The sequence below is a fragment of the Cloacibacterium sp. TD35 genome (genome assembly GCF_028864635.1).
Taxonomy (GTDB): Bacteria; Bacteroidota; Bacteroidia; order Flavobacteriales; family Weeksellaceae; genus Cloacibacterium.
This window is the reverse complement of the sequence record NZ_CP104850.1, coordinates 2,109,683-2,130,532: the sequence shown is the minus strand read 5'-3', so window position 1 is coordinate 2,130,532 and position 20,850 is coordinate 2,109,683. Positions and strand designations below refer to the sequence as shown.

Here is a 20,850-nt window from a genome sequence, read left to right as displayed (position 1 = left end):
AAAAATGCATTTTTGCAGCCCTTTTAGAATTCAATCATGAAACTTTGTATTGCTGAAAAACCAAGTGTAGCAAGAGATATCGCTAAAGTTTTGGGAGCCATCACTCCTAAAAGTGGCTATATGGAAGGCAATGGTTACTGCGTAACGTGGACTTTTGGACATCTGTGCACCTTGAAAGAACCTCACGATTACGCACCCGAATACAAAGCATGGAATCTCTTCTTACTGCCCATAATTCCTAAAAATTTCGGAATTAAATTAATCAACAATACTGGAGTTGAAAGACAGTTCAAAGTTATTGAATCTTTGGTCAAAGAATGTGAGGAGGTCATCAATTGTGGGGATGCTGGTCAAGAAGGAGAACTCATTCAGCGATGGGTTTTACAAAAAGCCAAATGTGATAAACCCGTAAAAAGACTCTGGATTTCTTCTTTGACGGAAGATGCCATAAAAGAAGGTTTTGAAAAATTAAAATCTGCCGAAGATTACAAAAATCTCTACTTAGCAGGTAACGCCAGAGCAATAGGAGATTGGCTTTTAGGAATCAATGCCACCCGTTTATTCACCAAAAAATTTGGCGGAAACAAAGCCGTTTTATCCATTGGGAGAGTGCAAACACCTACTTTGGCAATGCTCGTGAAACGTCAGAAAGAAATAGACGCCTTCGTGCAAAAAGACTATTGGGAACTCAAAACCAAATACCGAGAAGTGGTTTTCACTGCGGCAATTGACCGTTTACAATCGGCAGAAAGAGCAGAAAAAGGTTTGGAATATCTCAAACAAAATCTTTTTGAAATCATAGCTTTTGAAATCAAAGAAGGAAAAGAAAAAAATCCACGATTGTTCGACTTAACTGGACTTCAGGTAGAAGCCAATAAAAAATACGGATTTTCAGCAGAAAGCACGCTGAATTATATCCAAAGCCTCTACGAAAAAAAACACACCACTTATCCTAGAGTAGATACCACCTACCTTTCGGAGAACTTATATCCAAAAATTTCTGGAATTCTCAGAAGCATGAATTTTTATTCAGACTTAACAGCTCCTCTTTTAGAAGCGCCAATTCCAATGTCAAAAGCCGTTTTTGATGATGCCAAAGTCACAGACCACCATGCAATTATTCCTACGGAAATTCCGCCAACTTCCAATTTGACCAGAGAAGAAAAATTAGTCTATGATTTGGTGGCAAAGCGTTTTATAGCGGTTTTTTATCCAGAATGTAAAATTTCCAATACTTTGGTAGAAGGTCAGGTAGGAACCATCAATTTCAAAGCATCGGGAAAACAAATTCTCGAGCCAGGTTGGCGTTTAGTCTATGCCAAAGACCAAAAAGAAACGGCTGAAAAAGAAGAAAAAAACGAAGAACAACTTATTCCCGAATTTACAGTAGGCGAAAAAGGCGAACACGAACCTTTCGTGCATCAGGGAAGAACTTCTCCGCCAAAACCATACACAGAAGCTACATTGCTAAGAGCCATGGAAACCGCAGGAAGACAAGTGGAAGACGAAGAACTGCGTGAACTTTTGAAAAACAACGGCATCGGTAGACCTTCTACCAGAGCAAACATCATAGAAACACTTTTTAAAAGAAAATACATCGAAAAGAAAAGGAAAAATCTTTTCGCGACTCAAACGGGTATTGATTTAATTGATACCATAGAAGATGAATTATTAAAAAGTGCCGAACTAACAGGAGAGTGGGAACAAAAACTCAGAAAAATTGAAAAAGGCGAATACGAGGCACAAAAATTCAAAGAAGAACTCATCGAAATGGTAACCCAACTCACCAAAAAAGTCATCGACAGCAAAGGAAAAGTCATCTCTTTTCAAGAAGAAAAATCCACCAAAACCAAATCCAAAAAGAAAAAAGACACCAATCCTGGTGACTGAGCCTGTCGAATTCCGGTGGCTGAGCCTGTCGAAGCCATTTTTTTAATGGCCTTTAATCACCTCATAACCTTATCACCTCATAACTTCATAACTTTAATTGGTGGCTGAGCATTCTAAGATAAAAACAAGAGTTTAGTTAAAAAGTTTTACAAAATTTTGTTTTCTTTTAGATACGGCAAAAATTCTTAGCACAATTTTACTTGCTACAGCGTTTATTACAGATAATTTGTGTTTTCCCTCAGAAGTTTTTCTTAAGTAATAATTTTTCAGTTGAGGGTCATGCTGTATAGCTGAGCAAGCAGCTTTAAAAAGGATGCTTTTAAGGGATTTGTCACAGAGCGAACTTGTTTTAGTTTTCCCTCTAATACTGCTTCCAGATTGATATTTAAAAGGGGCTAAACCGCAGTGACAACTGAACTTTCTTGGGTTGTTGAATTTGGTAAAATTATCCGTTTCAAGAATGCATTTTATAGCAGTAATCTCTCCTACACCAATAACAGAAGTTATTTTCTGAAAGTTGTTTTTCAATTCATCGTTTTGTATAATAATTTCTCTCATTTGTTTTTCCGTAGACAATATAGATTTTTCTATTTGAAGAATGATTCGCTCCATTTCTTGAGTGTGAGACTTTAGAGAGATTATTTTTGCTTCTATTTCTAAGCTTTTTAAACCGTTTTTCATTTGTACATGGACTTTAACCAAACGTTCTCTAGAACTCATTAATATTTTGAGTTTTCTAAGTTCTTTTGCTGGTAATATGTATGGTTTTAGTTTATGTTTATTAGCTAAAGCATAACTTGCGATTCTCCAAGCATCTACTGCATCAGTTTTTCCTCTGCTAATTCCAGTAGCATGTTTCATTTCTAAAGGATTGATTAAGGAATAACAAAGTTGACGAATAGAGAACTCATAACATAGTAAACTTCCATAATGCCCAGTGTGTTCCATGGCAATCCAGATAGAATACTCTTTTAATTGGTCAAGTTTTTGACAAAATTTTTCAATTCCATCTTTGGAATTTGGGGCAACTTGTTTATTGATGATTATTTGGTTTTGCTCATCAATAGCACAATAATCAAATACCTCTTTGGAAATATCAATTCCAATAAATAGATTTTTCATAAATTTACAATTGAAAGGTCATTCTGATTTCCAGCAAGGTTCTAACTAACGCTATTACTAAGTCTAGAAACTTAAAATTCTAAATGGTTCAAGAACCTAAAAGGCGCTAAGGTCTAATGCTCAGTATAAGTCTTATTTATTAGTCGAACTAGTTCACCATAGCGCCTCTGGTATCAGTATAACTTAAATTAATATTTAAAGTTACTTTTTCTTTTGCAAATCTAATAGCCTGTCGAAGCCACTTTGTCATTCCGTAGGAATCTCAAATTATAGAAGGTTTCCAGAACATCTCCGATGTTCCTTAGAGCCCTCAAAAACGCCATCATTTCACCCCATCTCCGTGAACTTTGTGATAGAAATACTTGCACTTCTTAACTCGCATCTCTTACCTCTCACCACTTTTCCTGGTGGCTGATTGTTATCGAAGCCCGGTGGCTGAGCGGCGTCGAAGCCACTTTGTCATTCCCTAGGAATCTCAAATTATAGAGGGCTTCACAGAACATCTCTGATGTTCCTCAGTGTGCTCAAAAACGCAATCATTTCACCCCATCTCAGTGAACTTTGTGAAAGAAAATAAGCAGACTTTCCACCCCACTTCAAAGCGAATGAATTTCGCCAACTTTGCTCCCTTAAAAACATAATGAGAATAAAAAAAATCTTTGCGTGTAAAACCATTTAGGTTAAAAACCCCATCCCAAGAATCTCCTCGCCATCATAAATAGCAACAAACTGCAAAGCTTCCTCCTCTTGGAAATAAGAACCAAAGGTGAAAATACCATTATCAACACTAACTTTTTCCTCTTGAACTTCAAAATGGTAACTTTCGTAATTCGGTAAAATAGAAACCAAATGCAGAGAGGGTAGAGTGAGTGGTGTATTGAGCTGTACAGAAATCCCCTCATCATAACTTGTTTTTTTAATAAAATCCTTCGCCGAAGGAATCTTCCCAAATACAAAAGAAGATAGTAATTTTTTCCCTTCTGTGGTTTTCAAACCTTGGTAAACAGTCCTTTTTCCACGTTCAGAAACGTTGTCCAAATCTTTAATCGCGGTCATCAATTGTGCGAATTTCTGATATAGATATCGGTCTCCACATTTTTTATAGTAAGGATAAATTGCATTTCTGAGCATTTTCCCCGTTTTAGAACAATGCCCAAACTCACTGCTGTTTTCTCTTACTCGAGCATAGTTTTCCTTGGTTTTAAAATCATCTCGATTAAAACCACTTTTCTTGCGCACCACAGAAACTCCGTTCAGTTCATAAAAAACCAAACCATCTATAGACCCCTGAAATTGTAAAATGCTCTTGTATCTTGCCATGGGTTAATCAAATGAATATCAAAAGTAAGGAATACTCATGACATGCACAACTTTAATGTATAGTTGTAGTATAGTTATAGTATAGTTGATATATAAATAATTAATGTTATATTTGTATAAAAGTAGTAAACAAAGGGTGTTATAAGCGATGTATTCTAATAATGAATAAATCACTGTAATATCCAAAAAAGAGGGAAAACTGAATCATGAATAAAAGAATACTTTTTCTAGTCGTATTGATACTCACGGTAATTTCTTGTGGTTCTCGTAAAACGGTGTCTCACAAACCTAACACTTCCACAGAGAACCTTAGAAACCTAACCTCCAAATTTGAAGGTCAAAATTCTTATCAAGTCAAAAAAATCCTAAATGATGCTGAAGATTTCTTAGGAGCTCCTTATAAACTAGGCGGAACCAGCAAGTCTGGATTAGATTGCAGCGGGTTGGTCATTAATGTATACAATGAAAACAAGGTGAAAATGCCAAGACGTTCCATAGACCAAGCACAACAAGGAAAAAAAATAGAAATTTGGGAGGCAAAACCCGGAGATTTGTTGTTTTTTGCCACTAATGGAAATAGAGTGGTTTCGCATGTAGGCATCGTAAAAGAAATTAAAAACAGAGGAGAAATTACCTTCATTCATGCTTCTACTTCTAAAGGAGTAATCGTATCTTCGCTGAACGAAAAATATTGGAACAAAGCTTTTCTCTTTGCCAAAAGAGTACTCTAAATAATGAATTATATTATCCAAAAACTTAAAAATTTAACTTACCATACACACTTAGGTTCACTCTTAAAACCAATAGAGAATGACCTGAAAGAGTATCAATTTTTAATAACAGATTACCTTTTCCTCTCTCCTGAAAAGGACTTGCCGATTCAGAATTTTTCCAACAATTATGAAATCTTCAATGCTGAAAAATTTTTAGAATTAATACAAAGAGATATCAAGTTTAATTATGGATATTTTGCAGCAATCCCAAAGGATAAAGAGATTGTTTTAGACCTAGAGAATTTACCTTATGTAGAAGGGAATCCAGAAATTTGGGAAAGTAATTTATTAAGAGATGACGCCGAAATAGAGATTTATGCTTACGATGGCAGTTATAGTGTAATAAAATTAAAAAATTCAAAATTATCTAATACCTTTGCAGAGTATTTTCCAGAGGCCGAATTGCTGGAGAATTTTCAATTTTAAATAAAAAATTAAAATAATATGATGTCTTTACAACAAACCATTGAGAACATTTGGGATAACAGAGATTTATTACAAAACGAAGAGAGCAAAACTGCCATTAGAGAAGTAATCGCTCTTTTAGATAAAGGCGAATTGCGTGTTGCAGAACCTACAGAAAACGGTTGGCAAGTAAATGAATGGGTGAAAAAAGCAGTAGTAATGTATTTCCCTATTCAGAAAATGGAAACCATAGAAGTAGGTCCTTTTGAATTCCATGATAAAATTCCTTTGAAAAGAAATTATGCAGAAAAAGGGGTGAGAGTAGTTCCTCATGCTGTGGCTAGAGAAGGTGCTTACATTTCACCGGGAGTAATCTTAATGCCTTCTTATGTAAACATCGGGGCGTATGTAGATTTCGGAACTATGGTAGATACTTGGGCAACGGTAGGTTCTTGTGCTCAAATTGGTAAAAACGTTCACTTAAGCGGTGGAGTAGGAATTGGTGGAGTTCTCGAACCATTACAAGCAGCTCCAGTAATCATTGAAGATGATTGTTTCGTAGGTTCTAGATGTATCGTAGTAGAAGGAGTGCATGTAGAAAAAGAAGCGGTTTTAGGTGCAAACGTAGTGCTTACAGCTTCTACTAAAATTATAGACGTTACGGGTGATACTCCAGTAGAATTAAAAGGAAGAGTTCCTGCGCGTTCTGTGGTGATTCCGGGAAGTTATACGAAGCAATTCCCTGCAGGCGAATTTCAAGTTCCTTGTGCTTTAATTATCGGTAAAAGAAAAGAATCCACAGATAAGAAAACCTCACTTAACGATGCTTTAAGAGAAAATAACGTAGCTGTGTAAATGGAGAAAATTGTAGTATACACTGCTATTTTTGGAGGGTATAATGAGCTTATTGAACAACCTCAGTTTGAAAATGTAGATTATATTTGTTTTACAGACCGTAATCTATCATCTTCTGGTTGGAAGATGGTAGTGGTTTCAGAGCCACCAGTTGGCGAGGACAATACCCGAAATAACAGATACTACAAAATTTTACCACATCTTCATTTGCAGGATTATCAATACAGCATTTATATTGATGGTAATTTTATCATTAAAAAAAATCCACATTTGTTGATTGAAAATTTCTTGAATGAAGAACTTTCTATGGCATGTTTTGATCATAATCAAACCATTATGGACCCCAGAAATTGCGTTTATCAAGAATATGAAGCCATAGTAGCATTAGCCGAAACTGAAAATAAGGTAAAAGACGATTTAGAAGTCATCAAAAAACATATTGACTTTCTAAAATCTGAAAATTATCCTGAAAACAATGGCCTTATTTCTGGTGGGGTTTTGGTGAGAAAACATACAGACGAAAAGCTCATCAAAGTCATGGAAGAATGGTGGTATTTCGTGAAGAATTTTTCTAAAAGAGACCAATTGAGTTTCAATTATGTCGCTTGGAAACATCATTTTAAATACAATGTAATTCCAGGAGACATCAGAAAGAAAAATGATTACGTTTACCTTCTTGGGAAGCATAAAAGTAATATTGCTAAAGACTTATGGAAATATAAAATCAAAAGATTTTTAGGTCTTAACTCATAAAAAAAATCTACTCGAAAAGAGTAGATTTTTTATTTATGTATTTTCTTCTAATTTTTTCAAACCATTAAGCGTAACGTATCTTTTTAGCCTTTGATTTTCTTTCATAATGGCTTCATTTACACTTTGGTCGCTCCAATTTTCTTTGTGATAAAGGTGATATTGTACTGCAAAATTTCTAAGCGAATATAAGTGATAACCCATTCCTTCAAAACGCCAAGTTAAGTCAATGTCTTCACCAATTGCGGGCAAAACATAATCTTCATTAAAACCATTTATTTTTTCCAATGCTGACTTATAACAAGAAAAATTACAACCTTTTATTTGGCTCATTTTTCTAAGGTACGCAATGAAAGAAAATATAGATTTTGGTGAAATATAAATTCCTTCTTCATAGAATTTTGCACCATCTTTTTTGATGGATTTTATCTCGGGGAGAATCAGTTTTGCAAACTCAGAAACAGTTTTTGCATTTCTTAATTGGTCAGAATAGTTAGGACCTAGCTTGATTCTTTTACCCGCTAAAATTCTATCTTCTCGAGCAAATTTTAAGTGATTTTCTATAAAATTTGGGTGTAAAACACAGTCGCCATCTATAAAAATAAAATAATCAGCATCAATCGTTTTGATGGTATTGTTGAGCGCTTTATTTTTTTGCCAACCTAGATCTTCTTGAGTTAAGTGAATTAAATCTAATTTCCCACTGTAATTTTTGACAAAATCAGCCATTTCTGTACTGTTTCCATCCTCGGAAATCACAGTCATAAAGTCAGAAACACTTTGCTGTTCTACAGATTTTAAAACGATGGCTAAATCGGCAGTATTTTTATATACAGAAATAATAAGTGCTGATTTCATATGTAGTTATTTATTGTTTTTTAAGGGTCATATGCAATCGCTGATTCTTCATTAGCGTTTGTGTTTGCTAATTATGGCGATTTCATACTTATAAATTGGTGGTGATTCCTTTTTCAGTCCAAATGAGTTTTTGGTCTCTTGTGTTTTTTCTGATGGCATTGTTTTTTGCCCAAGTTTCAGGATTTACATAGCCTCTTGCATGGTCTAGATGTACACAAATTGCGCTGTATCTTATTTGTTTTCCTTTAATTCCTAGATTTTCCAGCCTTTCTCCTAATTCTCGGTCTTGTCCGCCATATTGCATTTCTTGGTTGAATCCATTGATTTTAACCAAATCTTTTTTCCAGCCAGAAGCATTATGACCATTCCAAGAAGGCTTAGTTGGTGTTAAAAAATTGAGAAGTTTCGCTTTGAAAGCTTTAGAAGTCAGTTTATTATTTTTAAAAGATTTTTTTAATCCATTTTGGGTCAACCATTTTACATCAAAACAATTTTGTGAAAGAATATCTTCTCTACTGATGAGTTTTGAAATATTCATAGGTAACATGAAATATCCGCCAGATAAAAATCTACCCGATTCTCTATTGTTAAGGTGTGTTTCTACAAAATCTTTTCTGGGAATACAGTCTCCATCGGTGAAAATCAAATAATCCGTAGTGGAAGCAAGTATGGCTTTGTTTAGAATCTGAGATTTCTGAAAACCATTGTCTTCTTGCCAAACATGAATAATAGGAATATCTAGTTCAGTTTTGTATTTCTCAATCAGGTTTTTTGTGGCTTCTCTAGAGCCATCATCAGCAATAATAATTTCGAAGTCTTTAGTAGTTTGTACGCTAAATCCCCAAATAACTTTTTCTAGCCATTCTTCCGAATTATAGGTACTAAAAATTACCGATGCTTTCATATTTTTTATATTTCGTCACAAAGATACTTTTTTAGCCTAATATTCAAAAATTCCGCAGAACGATATTTGTTACGTTCAAAAAATTGAAAAATAATATCCATTTTCAAAAAAATCTCTATATTTGCAAAAGAATTAGACAAAAAATGAAAAATTTAAACTTAATCCATCATCATCATCATCTCATCTAAAGGCGAGTTGATAATGTATCATGTATTATAGTTAAAAACAATATTTACAATCCGCCTTGAGTTTTTCAGGCGGATTTTTCTTTTTCATCACTGCAGAACTCGAGGCTTAAAAAATAAAAATCTAAAAAATGAGTTCACTTAAAATTGCAGTTCAAAAAAGCGGAAGACTTTTCGAAGATTCTATTAAACTTCTCAAAGATTGCGGAATTTCTTATGATAATGGCAAAGACCAATTAAAAGTTCAGGTAGAAAATTTCCCTATCGAAATCTATTTTCTTAGAAATTCAGATATTCCTCAATATGTAGAAGATGGCGTGGTAGATGTAGCCATCGTTGGCGAAAATTTACTTATAGAGAAACAAAAAGACATCGAAATTGTACAGAAATTAGGTTTTTCTAAATGTAGAGTTTCTCTAGCCGTTCCGAAAGAAGTAGAAACTGATGATTTAGCTTTTTTTCAAGGAAAAAAAATAGCTACTTCATATCCAAACACGGTTAAAAAATTCTTATCCGAAAACAATATTGAAGCAGAAATTCACGTGATTTCTGGTTCCGTAGAAATTGCTCCAAACATGGGATTAGCAGACGGAATTTGTGATATTGTAAGCTCAGGAAGTACTCTTTTTAAAAATGGTCTTAGAGAAACCGTAACTATTCTTAAATCTGAGGCAGTTTTGGCGAAAAATAAAAATCTTTCTGCTGAGAAATTAGAAATTTTAGATAGACTTTTGTTTAGAATTCAGGCAGTTTTGAAATCTAAGAACACCAAATACATCTTGATGAACGTTCCTAATGAAAAAATTCAAGAAGTTTCTAGCATTTTGCCAGTGTTGAAAAGTCCTACAATCGTACCTTTGGTAGAAGAAGGTTGGAGCAGTTTGCACTCTGTGATCGAAGAAAAAAGATTTTGGGAAGTAATAGACCAACTTAAAAAAGCTGGTGCAGAAGGCATTCTCATCATTCCAATAGAAAAAATGATTCTATAATTTACAACTCAACGACTCTTCAACTTTACAGTTTTACGAATAAAAAATGAAAACAATAGAATTTCCATCTAAAAATACATTCAGCAGCCTTACCAAAAGACCTGTTTTTGAAAAAAATGACATCGAAAATCTCATCAAAGGAATTTTCGAAAGAGTAGAAAATGAAGGCGATAATGCTTTGAAATTTTACGCTGAAAAATTTGACAATCAAGTTTTAGATACGATTGAAGTTTCTCAGCAAGAAATTGCAGAAGCCATTAGTTTGGTAGATGAAGAACTGAAAATTGCCATCAATACAGCAAAAAACAATATTGAAAAATTCCACCAGTCTCAAAAAGAAGTTCCTCAGCAAATAGAGACAACGGAAGGCGTGGTTTGTTGGCGAGAAAGCAGAGCAATTGATAAGGTAGGTCTATACATTCCGGGAGGAACAGCACCTCTTTTTTCTACGGTTTTAATGTTGGCTGTTCCAGCACAAATTGCGGGTTGTAAAGAGATTATTCTCTGTTCGCCCCCTCAAAAAAACGGAAAAATAAATCCTATTATTTTATATGTTGCGAATCTTTGCGGAGTTTCTAAAATTTTTAAAGTTGGTGGAGCTCAAGCCATTGCTGCAATGAGTTTGGGAACCGAAACAGTTCCGAAAGTTTATAAAATTTTCGGGCCAGGAAATCAATTTGTAACCGAAGCCAAGATTTTTGCTCAAAAATTAGGAATTGCGATTGATATGCCAGCTGGACCGAGTGAAGTTTTAGTAATTGCAGATGAAACCGCTAATCCAAGTTTTGTAGCAGCTGATTTACTTTCTCAGGCAGAACATGGTGTTGATTCTCAGGTGGTTTTCTTGACGACTTCTAAAGAAATTTTAAAAAAAGTAAAACAAGAAACTGAAGCACAATTACAAGATTTACCTAGAAAAGATATCGCCGAAAAAGCCCTTGAAAACAGTAGTTTTATCCTCTTAAATTCCATAGAAGAATGTATTGAATTCAGCAATGAATATGCTCCAGAACACTTAATTCTTTCCATTGAAAATCCTGAAAATGTATTATCAGAAATTACCAATGCAGGTTCTATTTTCTTAGGAAATTATACGCCAGAAAGTGCAGGTGATTATGCAAGCGGAACTAATCACACTTTACCAACCAACGGAAATGCGAGAGCTTACAGTGGTGTTTCTTTAGATAGTTTTGTGAAGAAAATTACCATTCAGAGAATTTCTGAAAAAGGAATTCAAAATTTAGGGAAAACCATTGAAAAAATGGCTGCAGAAGAAGGACTTTTTGCACATAAAAATGCAGTTACATTACGCTTAAAAAATTTAGAAAATGGAATTTAAACTCGAAAATTTAGTAAGAGAAAATCTTAGAAATTTAAAACCCTATACTTCGCTTCGTGATAGTCAAAATTTTGAATCGCCTGTTTTTTTAGAAGCCAACGAAAATCCTTTTGGTGAGTACAATCGTTATCCAGATTCTACACAAAAGAAACTGAAGGAAAAATTAAGTGAACTTAAAAATATCAACTCAAAGAATCTCTTCATCGGGAATGGAAGTGATGAATTGATAGACTTAATTATCAAAGCTTTTTGTGAGCCCAAAAAAGATGAAATCTTGGTAATGAATCCATCATTTGTGATGTATTCTTTTTATGCTAAAATCAATGATAATAAAGTTAATACACTAGAATTAGATGAAAATTTTCAAATCAATAAAGAAGATTTTTTACAAAAGATTCAGAATGAAAATTTGAAGGTTTTATTTCTTTGTTCGCCCAATAATCCTACAGGAAATGAAGTGGATGATTTAGAGTTCTTCATTGAAAATTTCTCAGGGATTGTGGTTTTAGATGAGGCTTATATAGAATTTTCTTCTAGAAAATCAGCTATTTCTTGGTTAGCGAAATATCCAAATCTTATAGTATTGCAAACCCTTTCTAAAGCTTATGGAATGGCAGGTTTGAGAATTGGAATTGGCGCAGCTTCTACAGAAATCGCTACTTTGATTAATACCATAAAAGGACCATATAACGTGAATTCTTTAAGTCAAAAAATAGCTTTGCAACAACTCAATGATGAAAAACTGTTTAATGAAAATATTGAACAAATTTTAGCAGAAAGAGCATTTTTAAGAGCTCAATTAGATCAATTTGATTGTGTAAAAAAAATCTATCCTACAGAAGCCAATTTTTTCTTAATCAAAGTAGAAAATCCAATAGAAATATATGAATTTTTGCTCGCTCAGAATATTTTGACCAGTCTGAGACATCCTCAAATTGAAAATGCGTTGAGAATAAACGTAGGCTCAAAAGAAGAAAATCAAAAATTAATAGAAACCTTGAAAAATTATAAAAAGTAAAATGAAGAAAAAAGTATTATTCATCGATAGAGACGGAACTTTAATTATAGAACCACCCATTGATTTTCAGGTTGATTCTTTAGAAAAATTGGAATTTTATCCGAGAGTTTTTCAGAATTTATCCAAAATTGCAAAAGAATTGGATTATGAATTGGTAATGGTGACCAATCAAGACGGTTTGGGAACCGAGAGCTTTCCGTATGAAGATTTCATTAAACCACAAGAAAAAATGATGAAGGCTTTCGAAAATGAAGGGATTTTCTTCTCTGAAGTTTGTGTAGATGACAGTTTTGAGCATGAAAATTCTCCAAATAGAAAACCAAGAACGGGAATGCTTCAGAAATACATTTTTGGAAATTACGATTTAGAAAATTCATTCGTGATTGGCGATAGAAAAACTGATGTAGAATTGGCGAAAAATTTAGGGACTAAATCTTTTTTCATTTCTGATGAAAGCAATGATGAAGCGACTTTCTCTGTAAAAAGTTGGGACGAAATCTATCAATATCTTAAACAAGTTCCACGAAAAGCCAAAGTAAAAAGAACAACCAAAGAAACAGATATTGCTGTAGAGTTGAATCTTGATGGAAGTGGAAAATCTAGTATTGATACAGGTTTGAAGTTCTTTGATCACATGTTAGAACAAATTTCGAAACACGGAAATTTTGATTTATTTGTAAAAGTAGATGGTGATTTAGAAGTAGATGAACATCATACGATTGAAGATACTGCCATAGTTTTGGGAGATTGTTTTTTACAAGCTTTAGGGAACAAAAAAGGCATCGAAAGATATGCTTTTGTTTTACCGATGGATGATTGTTTGGCACAAGTTGCGATTGATTTCGGTGGAAGACCTTGGATTGTTTGGAACGCAGAATTTAAGCGTGAAAAAATTGGAGAATTGCCAACGGAAATGTTTTATCATTTCTTCAAATCGTTTTCAGACAGTGCAAAATGTAACTTGAATATTTCTGTGGAAGGAGAGAATGAACACCACAAAATCGAAAGCATTTTCAAAGCTTTTGCGAAAGTTTTAAGAAATGCAGTGGCACAAACCGACCAAAATTTTAACCTTCCAAGTACAAAAGGAACACTATGATAGCCATTATAGACTATGATGCAGGAAATGTAAAATCCGTTCAAAATGCCTTGAAAAAATTAGGCTTTGAAGCGGAGATTACATCTGACATTGAAACGATAAAAAACGCTGATAAAGTTATTTTTCCAGGAGTAGGAGAAGCTTCTTCGGCGATGAAAAAACTTCAGGAAAGAGGTTTAGATGTAGTAATTCCAAATTTGAAACAGCCTGTTTTGGGAATTTGTCTCGGAATGCAATTGATGTGCAATGCTTCGGAAGAGGGCAATACAAAAGCACTTGGGATTTTTGATTGCGAAGTGAAATTGTTCCCTAATTCAGACATCGTTCCACATATGGGCTGGAATAATGTTTCGGGAATTAAAGGGAAATTGCTAGAAAACATCTCAGAAAATGATAATTTTTACTTTGTACACAGTTATTATGCGGAAGTGGGAGAAAGTACAACATCGGTTTGTGATTACATTACTCCATTCAGTGCTACTTTGGAAAAAGACAATTTCTACGCAGCTCAATTTCATCCAGAAAAATCTGGAGATGCTGGTTTTAAACTATTAGAAAACTTTTTGAAAATCTAAAAAAATGAGAATTATTCCTGCAATAGATATCATCGACGGAAAGTGTGTAAGACTTTCTAAAGGTGATTATGATACCAAAAAAATATACAACGAAAATCCTGTTGAAGTAGCCAAAGAATTTGAAGACTTCGGGATTCAATATTTGCATTTAGTAGATTTAGACGGTGCAAAAGCTAAGAAAATCATCAATCAAAAAGTAATTGAAAACATCGCTAAAAATACCAATCTTATCATCGATTTCGGAGGCGGAATTCGTTCTGAAGAAGATTTGCAAAAAGCTTTTGATAGTGGTGCAAAAAAGGTAACTTTAGGAAGTATTGCTGTGGTAAATCCAGAGTTGTGTTTGGCTTGGTTAGAGCAATTTGGTGCTGAAAAATTGATTTTGGGAGCAGATTGTTTGGATAGAAAAATCAAAACTTCGGGTTGGTTAGAAAATTCTGAAACAGATGTGGTAAATTTCATCAAAGAATATCAGAAGAAAGGCTTCAGAGAAGTGGTTTGTACCGATATTTCAAAAGACGGAATGCTACAAGGTCCATCCACAGCATTGTATCAAGAAATTATAGATAATTCAACGATTGAACTCATTGCAAGTGGTGGAATTTCGAACATAGATGATGTACAAAAAATGAAAGAAATTGGTTGTGCTGGAACCATTATTGGTAAAGCGATTTATGAAGGAAGAATTTCTTTAGAACAACTGTCAAAAATTTAAAAAAATGCTCAAGAAAAGAATTATTCCTTGTTTGGATATAAAAGACGGAAGAACGGTAAAAGGCGTTAATTTTGTGGGGTTGATTGATGCAGGAAACCCTGTGGAATTGGCAAAAAGATATGTAGATGAAGGTGCAGATGAATTGGTTTTTCTGGATATTACGGCAACTCACGAAAACCGTAAAACCCTAGTGCAATTGGTGGAAAAAATTGCAGAGGAAATCAATATTCCGTTTACTGTTGGTGGTGGTATTTCAGAAATTTCTGATGTTGACAATCTTTTGAAAGCGGGTGCAGATAAAATCAGCATCAATTCTTCGGCGGTGAAAAATCCTAATTTAATTAAAACTTTTGCAGATAAATTCGGGAGTCAATGCGTAGTGGTGGCGATAGATTCTAAACAATTTGGAGACGAAGATTACGTTTTTGTGAATGGCGGAAGAATAAAAACAGACTATAAAACCCACAATTGGGCGAAAAAAGTAGAAGAATTAGGCGCAGGCGAAATTCTGTTGACTTCCATGGATTTTGATGGAACCAAACAAGGTTTCGATGTGAGATTGCTCAATGAAATTTCACAAATCGTCAATATTCCCATTATCGCTTCTGGAGGTGCAGGAAAAATTGAAGATTTCACAGAAGTTTTTAATGAAACCAAAGCTACAGGAGCTTTAGCAGCAAGTATTTTCCACTTTGGAGAAATTAAAATAAACGATTTAAAACAAGTTTTAAAACAACAAAATATTGCCATAAGATGAATTTAGATTACGAAAAATCAGGAGGTTTAATTCCTGCAATCATACAAGACGAAACCACATTACAAGTGTTAATGCTAGGTTTTATGAATGAAGAAGCTCTAAAATTAACAGAAGAAACGGGGAAAGTTCACTTTTTTAGCAGAACCAAAGATAGAATTTGGTTAAAAGGAGAATCTTCTGAAAATTATTTATATGTAAAAAGCATCGAAAAAGACTGTGATGATGATACTTTACTGATTAAAGTAAAGCCTACGAATGTGGTTTGTCATACTGGTAATTTCAGTTGTTTTGGAGAAAAAGATACCAAAGGTTTTCTGTATGAATTAGAATCGATTATCAACCAAAGAATTGATGAAAATGTAGAAGGTTCTTATACTTCAAAACTTTATCAAAGAGGCATCAATAAAGTAGCTCAAAAAGTAGGAGAGGAAGCAGTAGAATTGGTAATTGAGGCGAAAGATAATAACGATGACTTGTTCAAAAACGAAGCAGCAGATTTATTGTATCACTTTTTAATTTTATTGAAGGCTAAAAATTTCAAATTAAAAGACATTGAAGAAGTTTTGAGAGGAAGACATTAATTTGAAATGTAATTTTCTTGTAAAAAAGTATTAAGAATATGTTTACCTTTACTAGAAAAATTAATAATGGTAAAATATTTAACTTTAGCACTTTCATTCTCTGGAATTGCTATTTTTTCTCAAACAGCAGAAAGTATTAACAGTAGTAGAGTTTCTCAGCAAACTTATAATAATCAAGTATCAAATTATCAAAGAGAAAGAGCTTTGAGTCAAATGGAAGCTAGTGCTAAAGCAAGTAAATCTAGCGAAATGAAAGATTTAGATGAAAAATTTGAACTCAATTTTGTTAAAAAAGAGAGATTAGATTCTAAATTTAAAGTGCTTAATCAGAAAAAAACAGAATTACAATCCTTACTATTGTCTTCTAAAAATGATGCTAAAAAAGAAAAAGTAAATCGAAAATTACAAGAAATTACTGCAGAGTTAGAAAAAAACCAAATGAAGTTGCAAGAAAATGAAGATGAACTCAAAATTTTACAAGAAAAGTACAATAACTTATTGAAAAAATAACAAAAAACAGAGCAATTTGCTCTGTTTTTTATTTGATAGATTTGATGAAAGCTTCCGCTTTTTCTTTCCAATCTTTATTTTCTAAAAGAATTTTCACAAAAGCAGTTCCTATAATTCCGCCTTGTGATTTTTCTGTAACTTGCTCGAAATCAGTTTTGTTTTTAATTCCGAAACCAATCATTACAGGATTTTTCAGTTTGATGGAAGCCAATTTATTTAAGTATTCATCATTTTTAACCTCTTTGTTTTCGTTTCCTGTAGTTGAAGAACTAGAAACAGCGTAAAGAAATCCTGAACTCAAAGAATCTAAATATTGAATGCGTTTTTCCGAAGTTTCTGGAGTGACTAAAAAAGTAAAATTCAATCCATATTTCTCTAAAATGGGTTGATAATTTCTTTCAAATTCAATTGGAGGCAAATCTGGAATAATTAATCCTGAAACTCCAGAATTGGCACATTCTTCGCAGAATTTTTCGAATCCAAAACTTAAAACAGGGTTAATGTAACCCATTAAAATCACGGGAATTTTTATTTCATCTTTCACCGATTTCAGTTGAGAAAAAAGTTTAGCGATGGTCATTCCGTTAGAAAGCGCCAATTCGTGTGCGCCTTGAATAACAGGGCCATCTGCAACCGGATCAGAATAAGGCATCCCGATTTCCATCATATCTGCGCCAGAGTTTTGGATGGTTTTCATGATTTCTGCAGTATCTTCCAAAGTGGGAATTCCCGCAGTAAAATATATATTTAATTTTTTCATTGTAATCTTTTTATTAGATGAATATTTTGCCTTTCAAGTACGCTTTGCACTTTCCACCGATGAGAATTCTATCGTTCTTTAATTCACATTCTAAAACGCCACCACGTTTTGAAATTTGTTTTGCAGTAAGTTTAGTTTTACCCAATTTTTCTGCCCAAAAAGGAGTTAATGTTGTGTGAGCAGAACCTGTAACAGGATCTTCGTTTACACCGCAGTTTGGTCCGAAAAATCTGGATACAAAATCAAAATTTTCTGAAATCGAACTTACAATAATACCTCTTGCATTAATTTTTGCAATTTCAGGAATGTTGGGTTCTATATTTTGAATTTGATGTTCGTTTTCAAAAATCAATAAATAATCAGTTTTTCCTTGATAAGCTTCAATAGGTTGATACGCAAAGCATTTTTCGAAAATAGATAAGTCTTCTACTTTTTGGAGTTGGTCTACAGGAAAATCTAAGGTTAAAAAATCTCCGTTTTTAGTTACGGTAAGCGTTCCGCTATTTCTAGAAAAGAAGTTGATTTTTTCTCCTGAAAATCCTTCAAAATTCATCAATGTATAAGCGGATGCCAAAGTGGCGTGTCCACATAAATCTACTTCTACTTCTGGCGTAAACCATCTGATTTCATAACCATTTTCTACAGAAACTGTGAAAGCAGTTTCTGCTAAATTATTTTCGGCTGCTATTTTTTGCATTATATCTGCATCTAACCAATTTTCTAATGGACAAACCGCAGCAGGATTTCCTGAAAATAAAGCGTCTGCAAAAGCATCTATTTGATATATTTTTTGGCTCATTTTAAAATTTTTTGAAGAATGGTTAAAGGTTTTCAGTTTCTAATTTTTTCAGATACGTTTCCATATCTTTGTCGCCACGTCCACTCAAACAAATGACTACCACATCATCTTTTTGAAAGTTTTTCTTTTTCAGAACGTGCAATGCGTGAGAGCTTTCCAAAGCAGGAATGATGCCTTCTAGCCTTGTGAGTTCAAAAGCAGATTCTAGCGCTTCATCATCATTAATACTGAAAAATTCTGCACGATTATTTTTAAACAAATTCGCGTGAAAAGGTCCAATACCCGGATAATCTAATCCTGCAGAAATAGAATGCGGCTCGATTACTTGTCCGTCATTGGTTTGCATCACAATGCTTTTGCTGCCGTGTAAAACACCTGTAGTTCCCAAGAAAGTGGTTGCAGCAGATTTCCCAGAACTTACTCCAAAACCGCCCGCTTCTGCTGCGATAATTTTCACACTCGGTTCATCTACAAAATGGTAAAAAGTTCCTGCAGCATTGCTTCCGCCACCAACACAAGCGATGACATAATCAGGATTTTCTCTTCCGATTTTTTCTTTTAATTGCCATTTAATTTCCTCAGAAATCACACTTTGAAATCTCGCGACCAAATCTGGAAAAGGGTGCGGACCTACAACACTTCCTATGATGTAATGGGTAGTAGTAGCGTTGTTAATCCAGTCTCTTAAAGCTTCATTTACAGCATCTTTCAAAGTTTTAGAACCTGAAGTTGCAGGGACAACTTTTGCGCCGAGCATTTTCATTCTGGCAACGTTGGGAGCTTGTCTTGCAATGTCAACCTCGCCCATGTAAACGATGCATTCCAAATTCATCAAAGCGCAAGCTGTAGCTGTCGCCACGCCGTGTTGACCAGCTCCTGTTTCGGCAATAATTCTCTTTTTTCCTAGCTTTTTGGCAAGTAAAACTTGTCCGAGAGCGTTATTGATTTTATGGGCGCCTGTATGGTTTAAATCTTCGCGTTTTAGGTAAACGTTTGTACCATATTTTTCGCTTAAATTTTTTGCTAAATAAAGTGGAGTAGCTCTGCCAACGTAATCTTTCAATAAATCGTTGAGTTCTTTTTTAAACTCTTCAGATTCTATAATTTTTATATAATTTTGTTGAAGTTCTTCCACGTTTGGATAGAGCATTTCTGGAACAAATGCGCCTCCAAATTCTCCGTAATATCCGTTTTCATCGGGGTTTCTATATGTTGTCATTTCAGTAATGATTTAAATGTTTTTATTTTTTCTAGGTCTTTACTTCCTGGTTCTGTCTCAAATTTTGAGTTGATGTCTAAAACTAAAGGTTTTTGATTTAAAATTTTTATATTTTCTAAGTTCTCAGGTGAAATTCCGCCGCTTAAAAAATAGGGTTTTGGAATTTCTATTTCGTTGAGAATTTGCCAATCAAAACTTTTTCCTGTTCCGCCGAAAGCTTTGCTGTCTGTGTCGAAAAGGAAATAATCTACCAAAGAATTTAAAATTGAAAATTTAAAATTGAAAGTTTCTCCAACTCTGAAAACTTTGATGAGTTTTACTTCTTTCTTTACGCTTTTTTTTAATTCTATGATAAAGTTTTCATCTTCATCACCATGTAATTGTATGAAATTCAAATTGGTTTTTTCTGTGATTTTTGCAATTTTTTCAATCGATTCATTCACAAAAACACCTACTTTTCCTTGATGATTAATTTCTGAAATCTCTTCTAAGCTTAGATGATTTAAAACAAATCTCGGAGATTTCTCATAAAATATGAAGCCTAAAAAATCGGTGTTCAAAGAAATTAATTCTTGAATTTGAGCAAGTTGTGTTAAACCGCAAACTTTTAATTTCAAATTTTCTGTTGGCTTCATTTTAAATAAGTTTAGAAAATTCTTCAAACGTTTTTCCAGGATTTTCGGTTTTCATGAAATATTCTCCCATCAAGAAAGCGTCAAATCCTTTTTCTTTCAAAAATTTAAAATCTTCCACATTGTAAATGCCACTTTCTGCAACAGATAAAGTTCCTTTTGGAAGCAAATTTTTCAGATTGACAGAATGTTGTAAATCTACTTTGAAATCTTTTAAATTTCGATTGTTAATGCCCACCAAATCAATATTTGGATTGAAGTGTTCTAATTCTTCTTCGGTGTGAATTTCCAGTAAAACTTCCAAATTCAATTCGTGTGCTAAAGCCGTAAATTCTTGAACTTGAGTTGGCGAAAGACAAGCTGCAATGAGTAAAATCACATCTGCACCAATAGATTTTGCTTCGTAGAATTGATATTCATCTACCATAAAATCTTTCCTTAAAATCGGGATGTTTACAGAATTTCTCACACTCAAAATATCTTCAAAATTGCCTCCAAAAAAGTCTTTATCCGTCAAAATTGAGATTCCACTTGCGCCAAATTCTTCATATTTCGTTACGATTTCTATTGGCGAAAATTGATTGTTGATGATTCCTTTACTTGGCGATTGTCTCTTGAATTCAGCAATAATTCCGTTTCTGGCTTTTACAGATTCTCTCAATGAAAAAGTATTTCTACTGAAAAATTCAGAATTTTTCAGTTCTTCAACAGAAATTTTACTTTTAGAGAAAGCAATTTCTTCCTTTTTTCTGGCTACTATTTTATCTAAAATATTCATTTTAAAGTTACGTTTTA

23 protein-coding genes are annotated in these 20,850 nt (G+C 33.7%); 14 read left to right on the top strand and 9 right to left on the bottom strand.

All coding sequences use genetic code 11. The features are described from left to right. The first annotated feature begins 36 nt into the window (after positions 1 to 36). Positions 37 to 1,890, top strand: coding sequence for a DNA topoisomerase 3 (locus N7277_RS09845; RefSeq protein WP_274779379.1), 1,854 nt, complete (start codon positions 37 to 39; stop codon positions 1,888 to 1,890). Between the two features lie 132 nt (positions 1,891 to 2,022). Here the strand turns inward: N7277_RS09845 and N7277_RS09840 are convergent, their stop codons facing one another. Next, entirely contained in the window at positions 2,023 to 3,012 is a 990-nt protein-coding gene (locus N7277_RS09840) for an IS110 family transposase (RefSeq protein ID WP_274779201.1), read from the bottom strand. Positions 3,013 to 3,687: 675 nt separating this feature from the next. After that, complete coding sequence (locus N7277_RS09835) at positions 3,688 to 4,332, bottom strand: hypothetical protein (protein ID WP_274779378.1); 645 nt, start codon at positions 4,330 to 4,332, stop codon at positions 3,688 to 3,690. A 206-nt stretch (positions 4,333 to 4,538) separates the two neighbouring features. On the opposite strand from N7277_RS09835, the gene N7277_RS09830 reads away from it, so the two are divergent. From N7277_RS09830 to N7277_RS09815, 4 genes are read left to right on the top strand one after another with little or no spacing between them, the layout of a single operon-like run. Next, a complete protein-coding gene (locus N7277_RS09830; RefSeq protein WP_274779377.1) occupies positions 4,539 to 5,063 on the top strand; it encodes a C40 family peptidase in 525 nt (174 codons plus the stop codon). Positions 5,064 to 5,066: 3 nt separating this feature from the next. Then, a complete protein-coding gene (locus N7277_RS09825) occupies positions 5,067 to 5,531 on the top strand; it encodes a hypothetical protein (RefSeq protein ID WP_274779376.1) in 465 nt (154 codons plus the stop codon). Positions 5,532 to 5,552: 21 nt separating this feature from the next. After that, the gene (locus N7277_RS09820; protein ID WP_274780828.1) at positions 5,553 to 6,365 is read left to right on the top strand and encodes a 2,3,4,5-tetrahydropyridine-2,6-dicarboxylate N-succinyltransferase; all 813 of its coding nucleotides are present in this window, start codon (positions 5,553 to 5,555) and stop codon (positions 6,363 to 6,365) included. Beyond that, a complete protein-coding gene (locus N7277_RS09815) occupies positions 6,366 to 7,118 on the top strand; it encodes a glycosyltransferase domain-containing protein (protein ID WP_274779375.1) in 753 nt (250 codons plus the stop codon). It begins immediately after the preceding gene. Positions 7,119 to 7,151: 33 nt separating this feature from the next. Here N7277_RS09815 and N7277_RS09810 read toward each other — a convergent pair whose 3' ends face one another. Both N7277_RS09810 and N7277_RS09805 read right to left on the bottom strand, forming a co-directional pair. Continuing rightward, complete coding sequence (locus N7277_RS09810; RefSeq protein ID WP_274779374.1) at positions 7,152 to 7,973, bottom strand: glycosyltransferase; 822 nt, start codon at positions 7,971 to 7,973, stop codon at positions 7,152 to 7,154. An 88-nt stretch (positions 7,974 to 8,061) separates the two neighbouring features. Further along, a complete protein-coding gene (locus N7277_RS09805) occupies positions 8,062 to 8,877 on the bottom strand; it encodes a glycosyltransferase family 2 protein (protein WP_274779373.1) in 816 nt (271 codons plus the stop codon). A 316-nt stretch (positions 8,878 to 9,193) separates the two neighbouring features. On the opposite strand from N7277_RS09805, the gene hisG reads away from it, so the two are divergent. The 9 genes from hisG (at position 9,194) to N7277_RS09760 (ending at position 16,645) form a co-directional block, all read left to right on the top strand. Next, the gene (gene hisG / locus N7277_RS09800) at positions 9,194 to 10,051 is read left to right on the top strand and encodes an ATP phosphoribosyltransferase (RefSeq protein ID WP_274779372.1); all 858 of its coding nucleotides are present in this window, start codon (positions 9,194 to 9,196) and stop codon (positions 10,049 to 10,051) included. A 46-nt stretch (positions 10,052 to 10,097) separates the two neighbouring features. Continuing rightward, the gene (gene hisD / locus N7277_RS09795) at positions 10,098 to 11,390 is read left to right on the top strand and encodes a histidinol dehydrogenase (protein WP_274779371.1); all 1,293 of its coding nucleotides are present in this window, start codon (positions 10,098 to 10,100) and stop codon (positions 11,388 to 11,390) included. Continuing rightward, entirely contained in the window at positions 11,380 to 12,408 is a 1,029-nt protein-coding gene (gene hisC / locus N7277_RS09790) for a histidinol-phosphate transaminase (RefSeq protein ID WP_274779370.1), read from the top strand. The genes hisD and hisC overlap by 11 nt, the downstream gene beginning before the upstream one ends. A 1-nt stretch (position 12,409) precedes the next feature. Continuing rightward, complete coding sequence (hisB, locus tag N7277_RS09785) at positions 12,410 to 13,507, top strand: bifunctional histidinol-phosphatase/imidazoleglycerol-phosphate dehydratase HisB (protein WP_274779369.1); 1,098 nt, start codon at positions 12,410 to 12,412, stop codon at positions 13,505 to 13,507. Next, positions 13,504 to 14,082, top strand: coding sequence for an imidazole glycerol phosphate synthase subunit HisH (hisH, locus tag N7277_RS09780; RefSeq protein ID WP_274779368.1), 579 nt, complete (start codon positions 13,504 to 13,506; stop codon positions 14,080 to 14,082). Before hisB ends, hisH begins: the two co-directional genes overlap by 4 nt. A 4-nt stretch (positions 14,083 to 14,086) precedes the next feature. Then, positions 14,087 to 14,797 (top strand): 1-(5-phosphoribosyl)-5-[(5-phosphoribosylamino)methylideneamino]imidazole-4-carboxamide isomerase, encoded by a 711-nt coding sequence (gene hisA, locus N7277_RS09775; RefSeq protein ID WP_274779367.1) that lies wholly within the window; start codon positions 14,087 to 14,089, stop codon positions 14,795 to 14,797. A 4-nt stretch (positions 14,798 to 14,801) separates the two neighbouring features. Then, the gene (hisF, locus tag N7277_RS09770; RefSeq protein WP_274779366.1) at positions 14,802 to 15,554 is read left to right on the top strand and encodes an imidazole glycerol phosphate synthase subunit HisF; all 753 of its coding nucleotides are present in this window, start codon (positions 14,802 to 14,804) and stop codon (positions 15,552 to 15,554) included. Next, positions 15,551 to 16,135: a bifunctional phosphoribosyl-AMP cyclohydrolase/phosphoribosyl-ATP diphosphatase HisIE gene (gene hisIE, locus N7277_RS09765; RefSeq protein ID WP_213189028.1), complete on the top strand. Its 585-nt coding sequence runs from the start codon at positions 15,551 to 15,553 to the stop codon at positions 16,133 to 16,135. The genes hisF and hisIE overlap by 4 nt, the downstream gene beginning before the upstream one ends. 66 nt (positions 16,136 to 16,201) lie before the next feature. Next, on the top strand, positions 16,202 to 16,645 hold the full coding sequence (locus N7277_RS09760; RefSeq protein WP_274779365.1) for a hypothetical protein: 444 nt from the start codon (positions 16,202 to 16,204) through the stop codon (positions 16,643 to 16,645). Positions 16,646 to 16,673: 28 nt separating this feature from the next. On the opposite strand, the gene trpA is transcribed toward N7277_RS09760, so the two are convergent. From trpA to trpC, 5 genes are read right to left on the bottom strand one after another with little or no spacing between them, the layout of a single operon-like run. Beyond that, positions 16,674 to 17,405 carry a tryptophan synthase subunit alpha gene (trpA, locus tag N7277_RS09755; protein ID WP_274779364.1) on the bottom strand — a complete coding sequence of 244 codons (732 nt, stop codon included), beginning with the start codon at positions 17,403 to 17,405 and terminating at the stop codon, positions 16,674 to 16,676. A 13-nt stretch (positions 17,406 to 17,418) separates the two neighbouring features. Then, complete coding sequence (locus N7277_RS09750; RefSeq protein ID WP_274779363.1) at positions 17,419 to 18,204, bottom strand: PhzF family phenazine biosynthesis protein; 786 nt, start codon at positions 18,202 to 18,204, stop codon at positions 17,419 to 17,421. A gap of 22 nt (positions 18,205 to 18,226) precedes the next feature. Next, entirely contained in the window at positions 18,227 to 19,423 is a 1,197-nt protein-coding gene (gene trpB, locus N7277_RS09745) for a tryptophan synthase subunit beta (protein ID WP_274779362.1), read from the bottom strand. Further along, entirely contained in the window at positions 19,420 to 20,058 is a 639-nt protein-coding gene (locus N7277_RS09740; RefSeq protein ID WP_274779361.1) for a phosphoribosylanthranilate isomerase, read from the bottom strand. The genes trpB and N7277_RS09740 overlap by 4 nt, the downstream gene beginning before the upstream one ends. Before the next feature lies 1 nt (position 20,059). Further along, a complete protein-coding gene (gene trpC / locus N7277_RS09735) occupies positions 20,060 to 20,833 on the bottom strand; it encodes an indole-3-glycerol phosphate synthase TrpC (RefSeq protein ID WP_274779360.1) in 774 nt (257 codons plus the stop codon). Between the last annotated feature and the right edge of the window lie 17 nt (positions 20,834 to 20,850).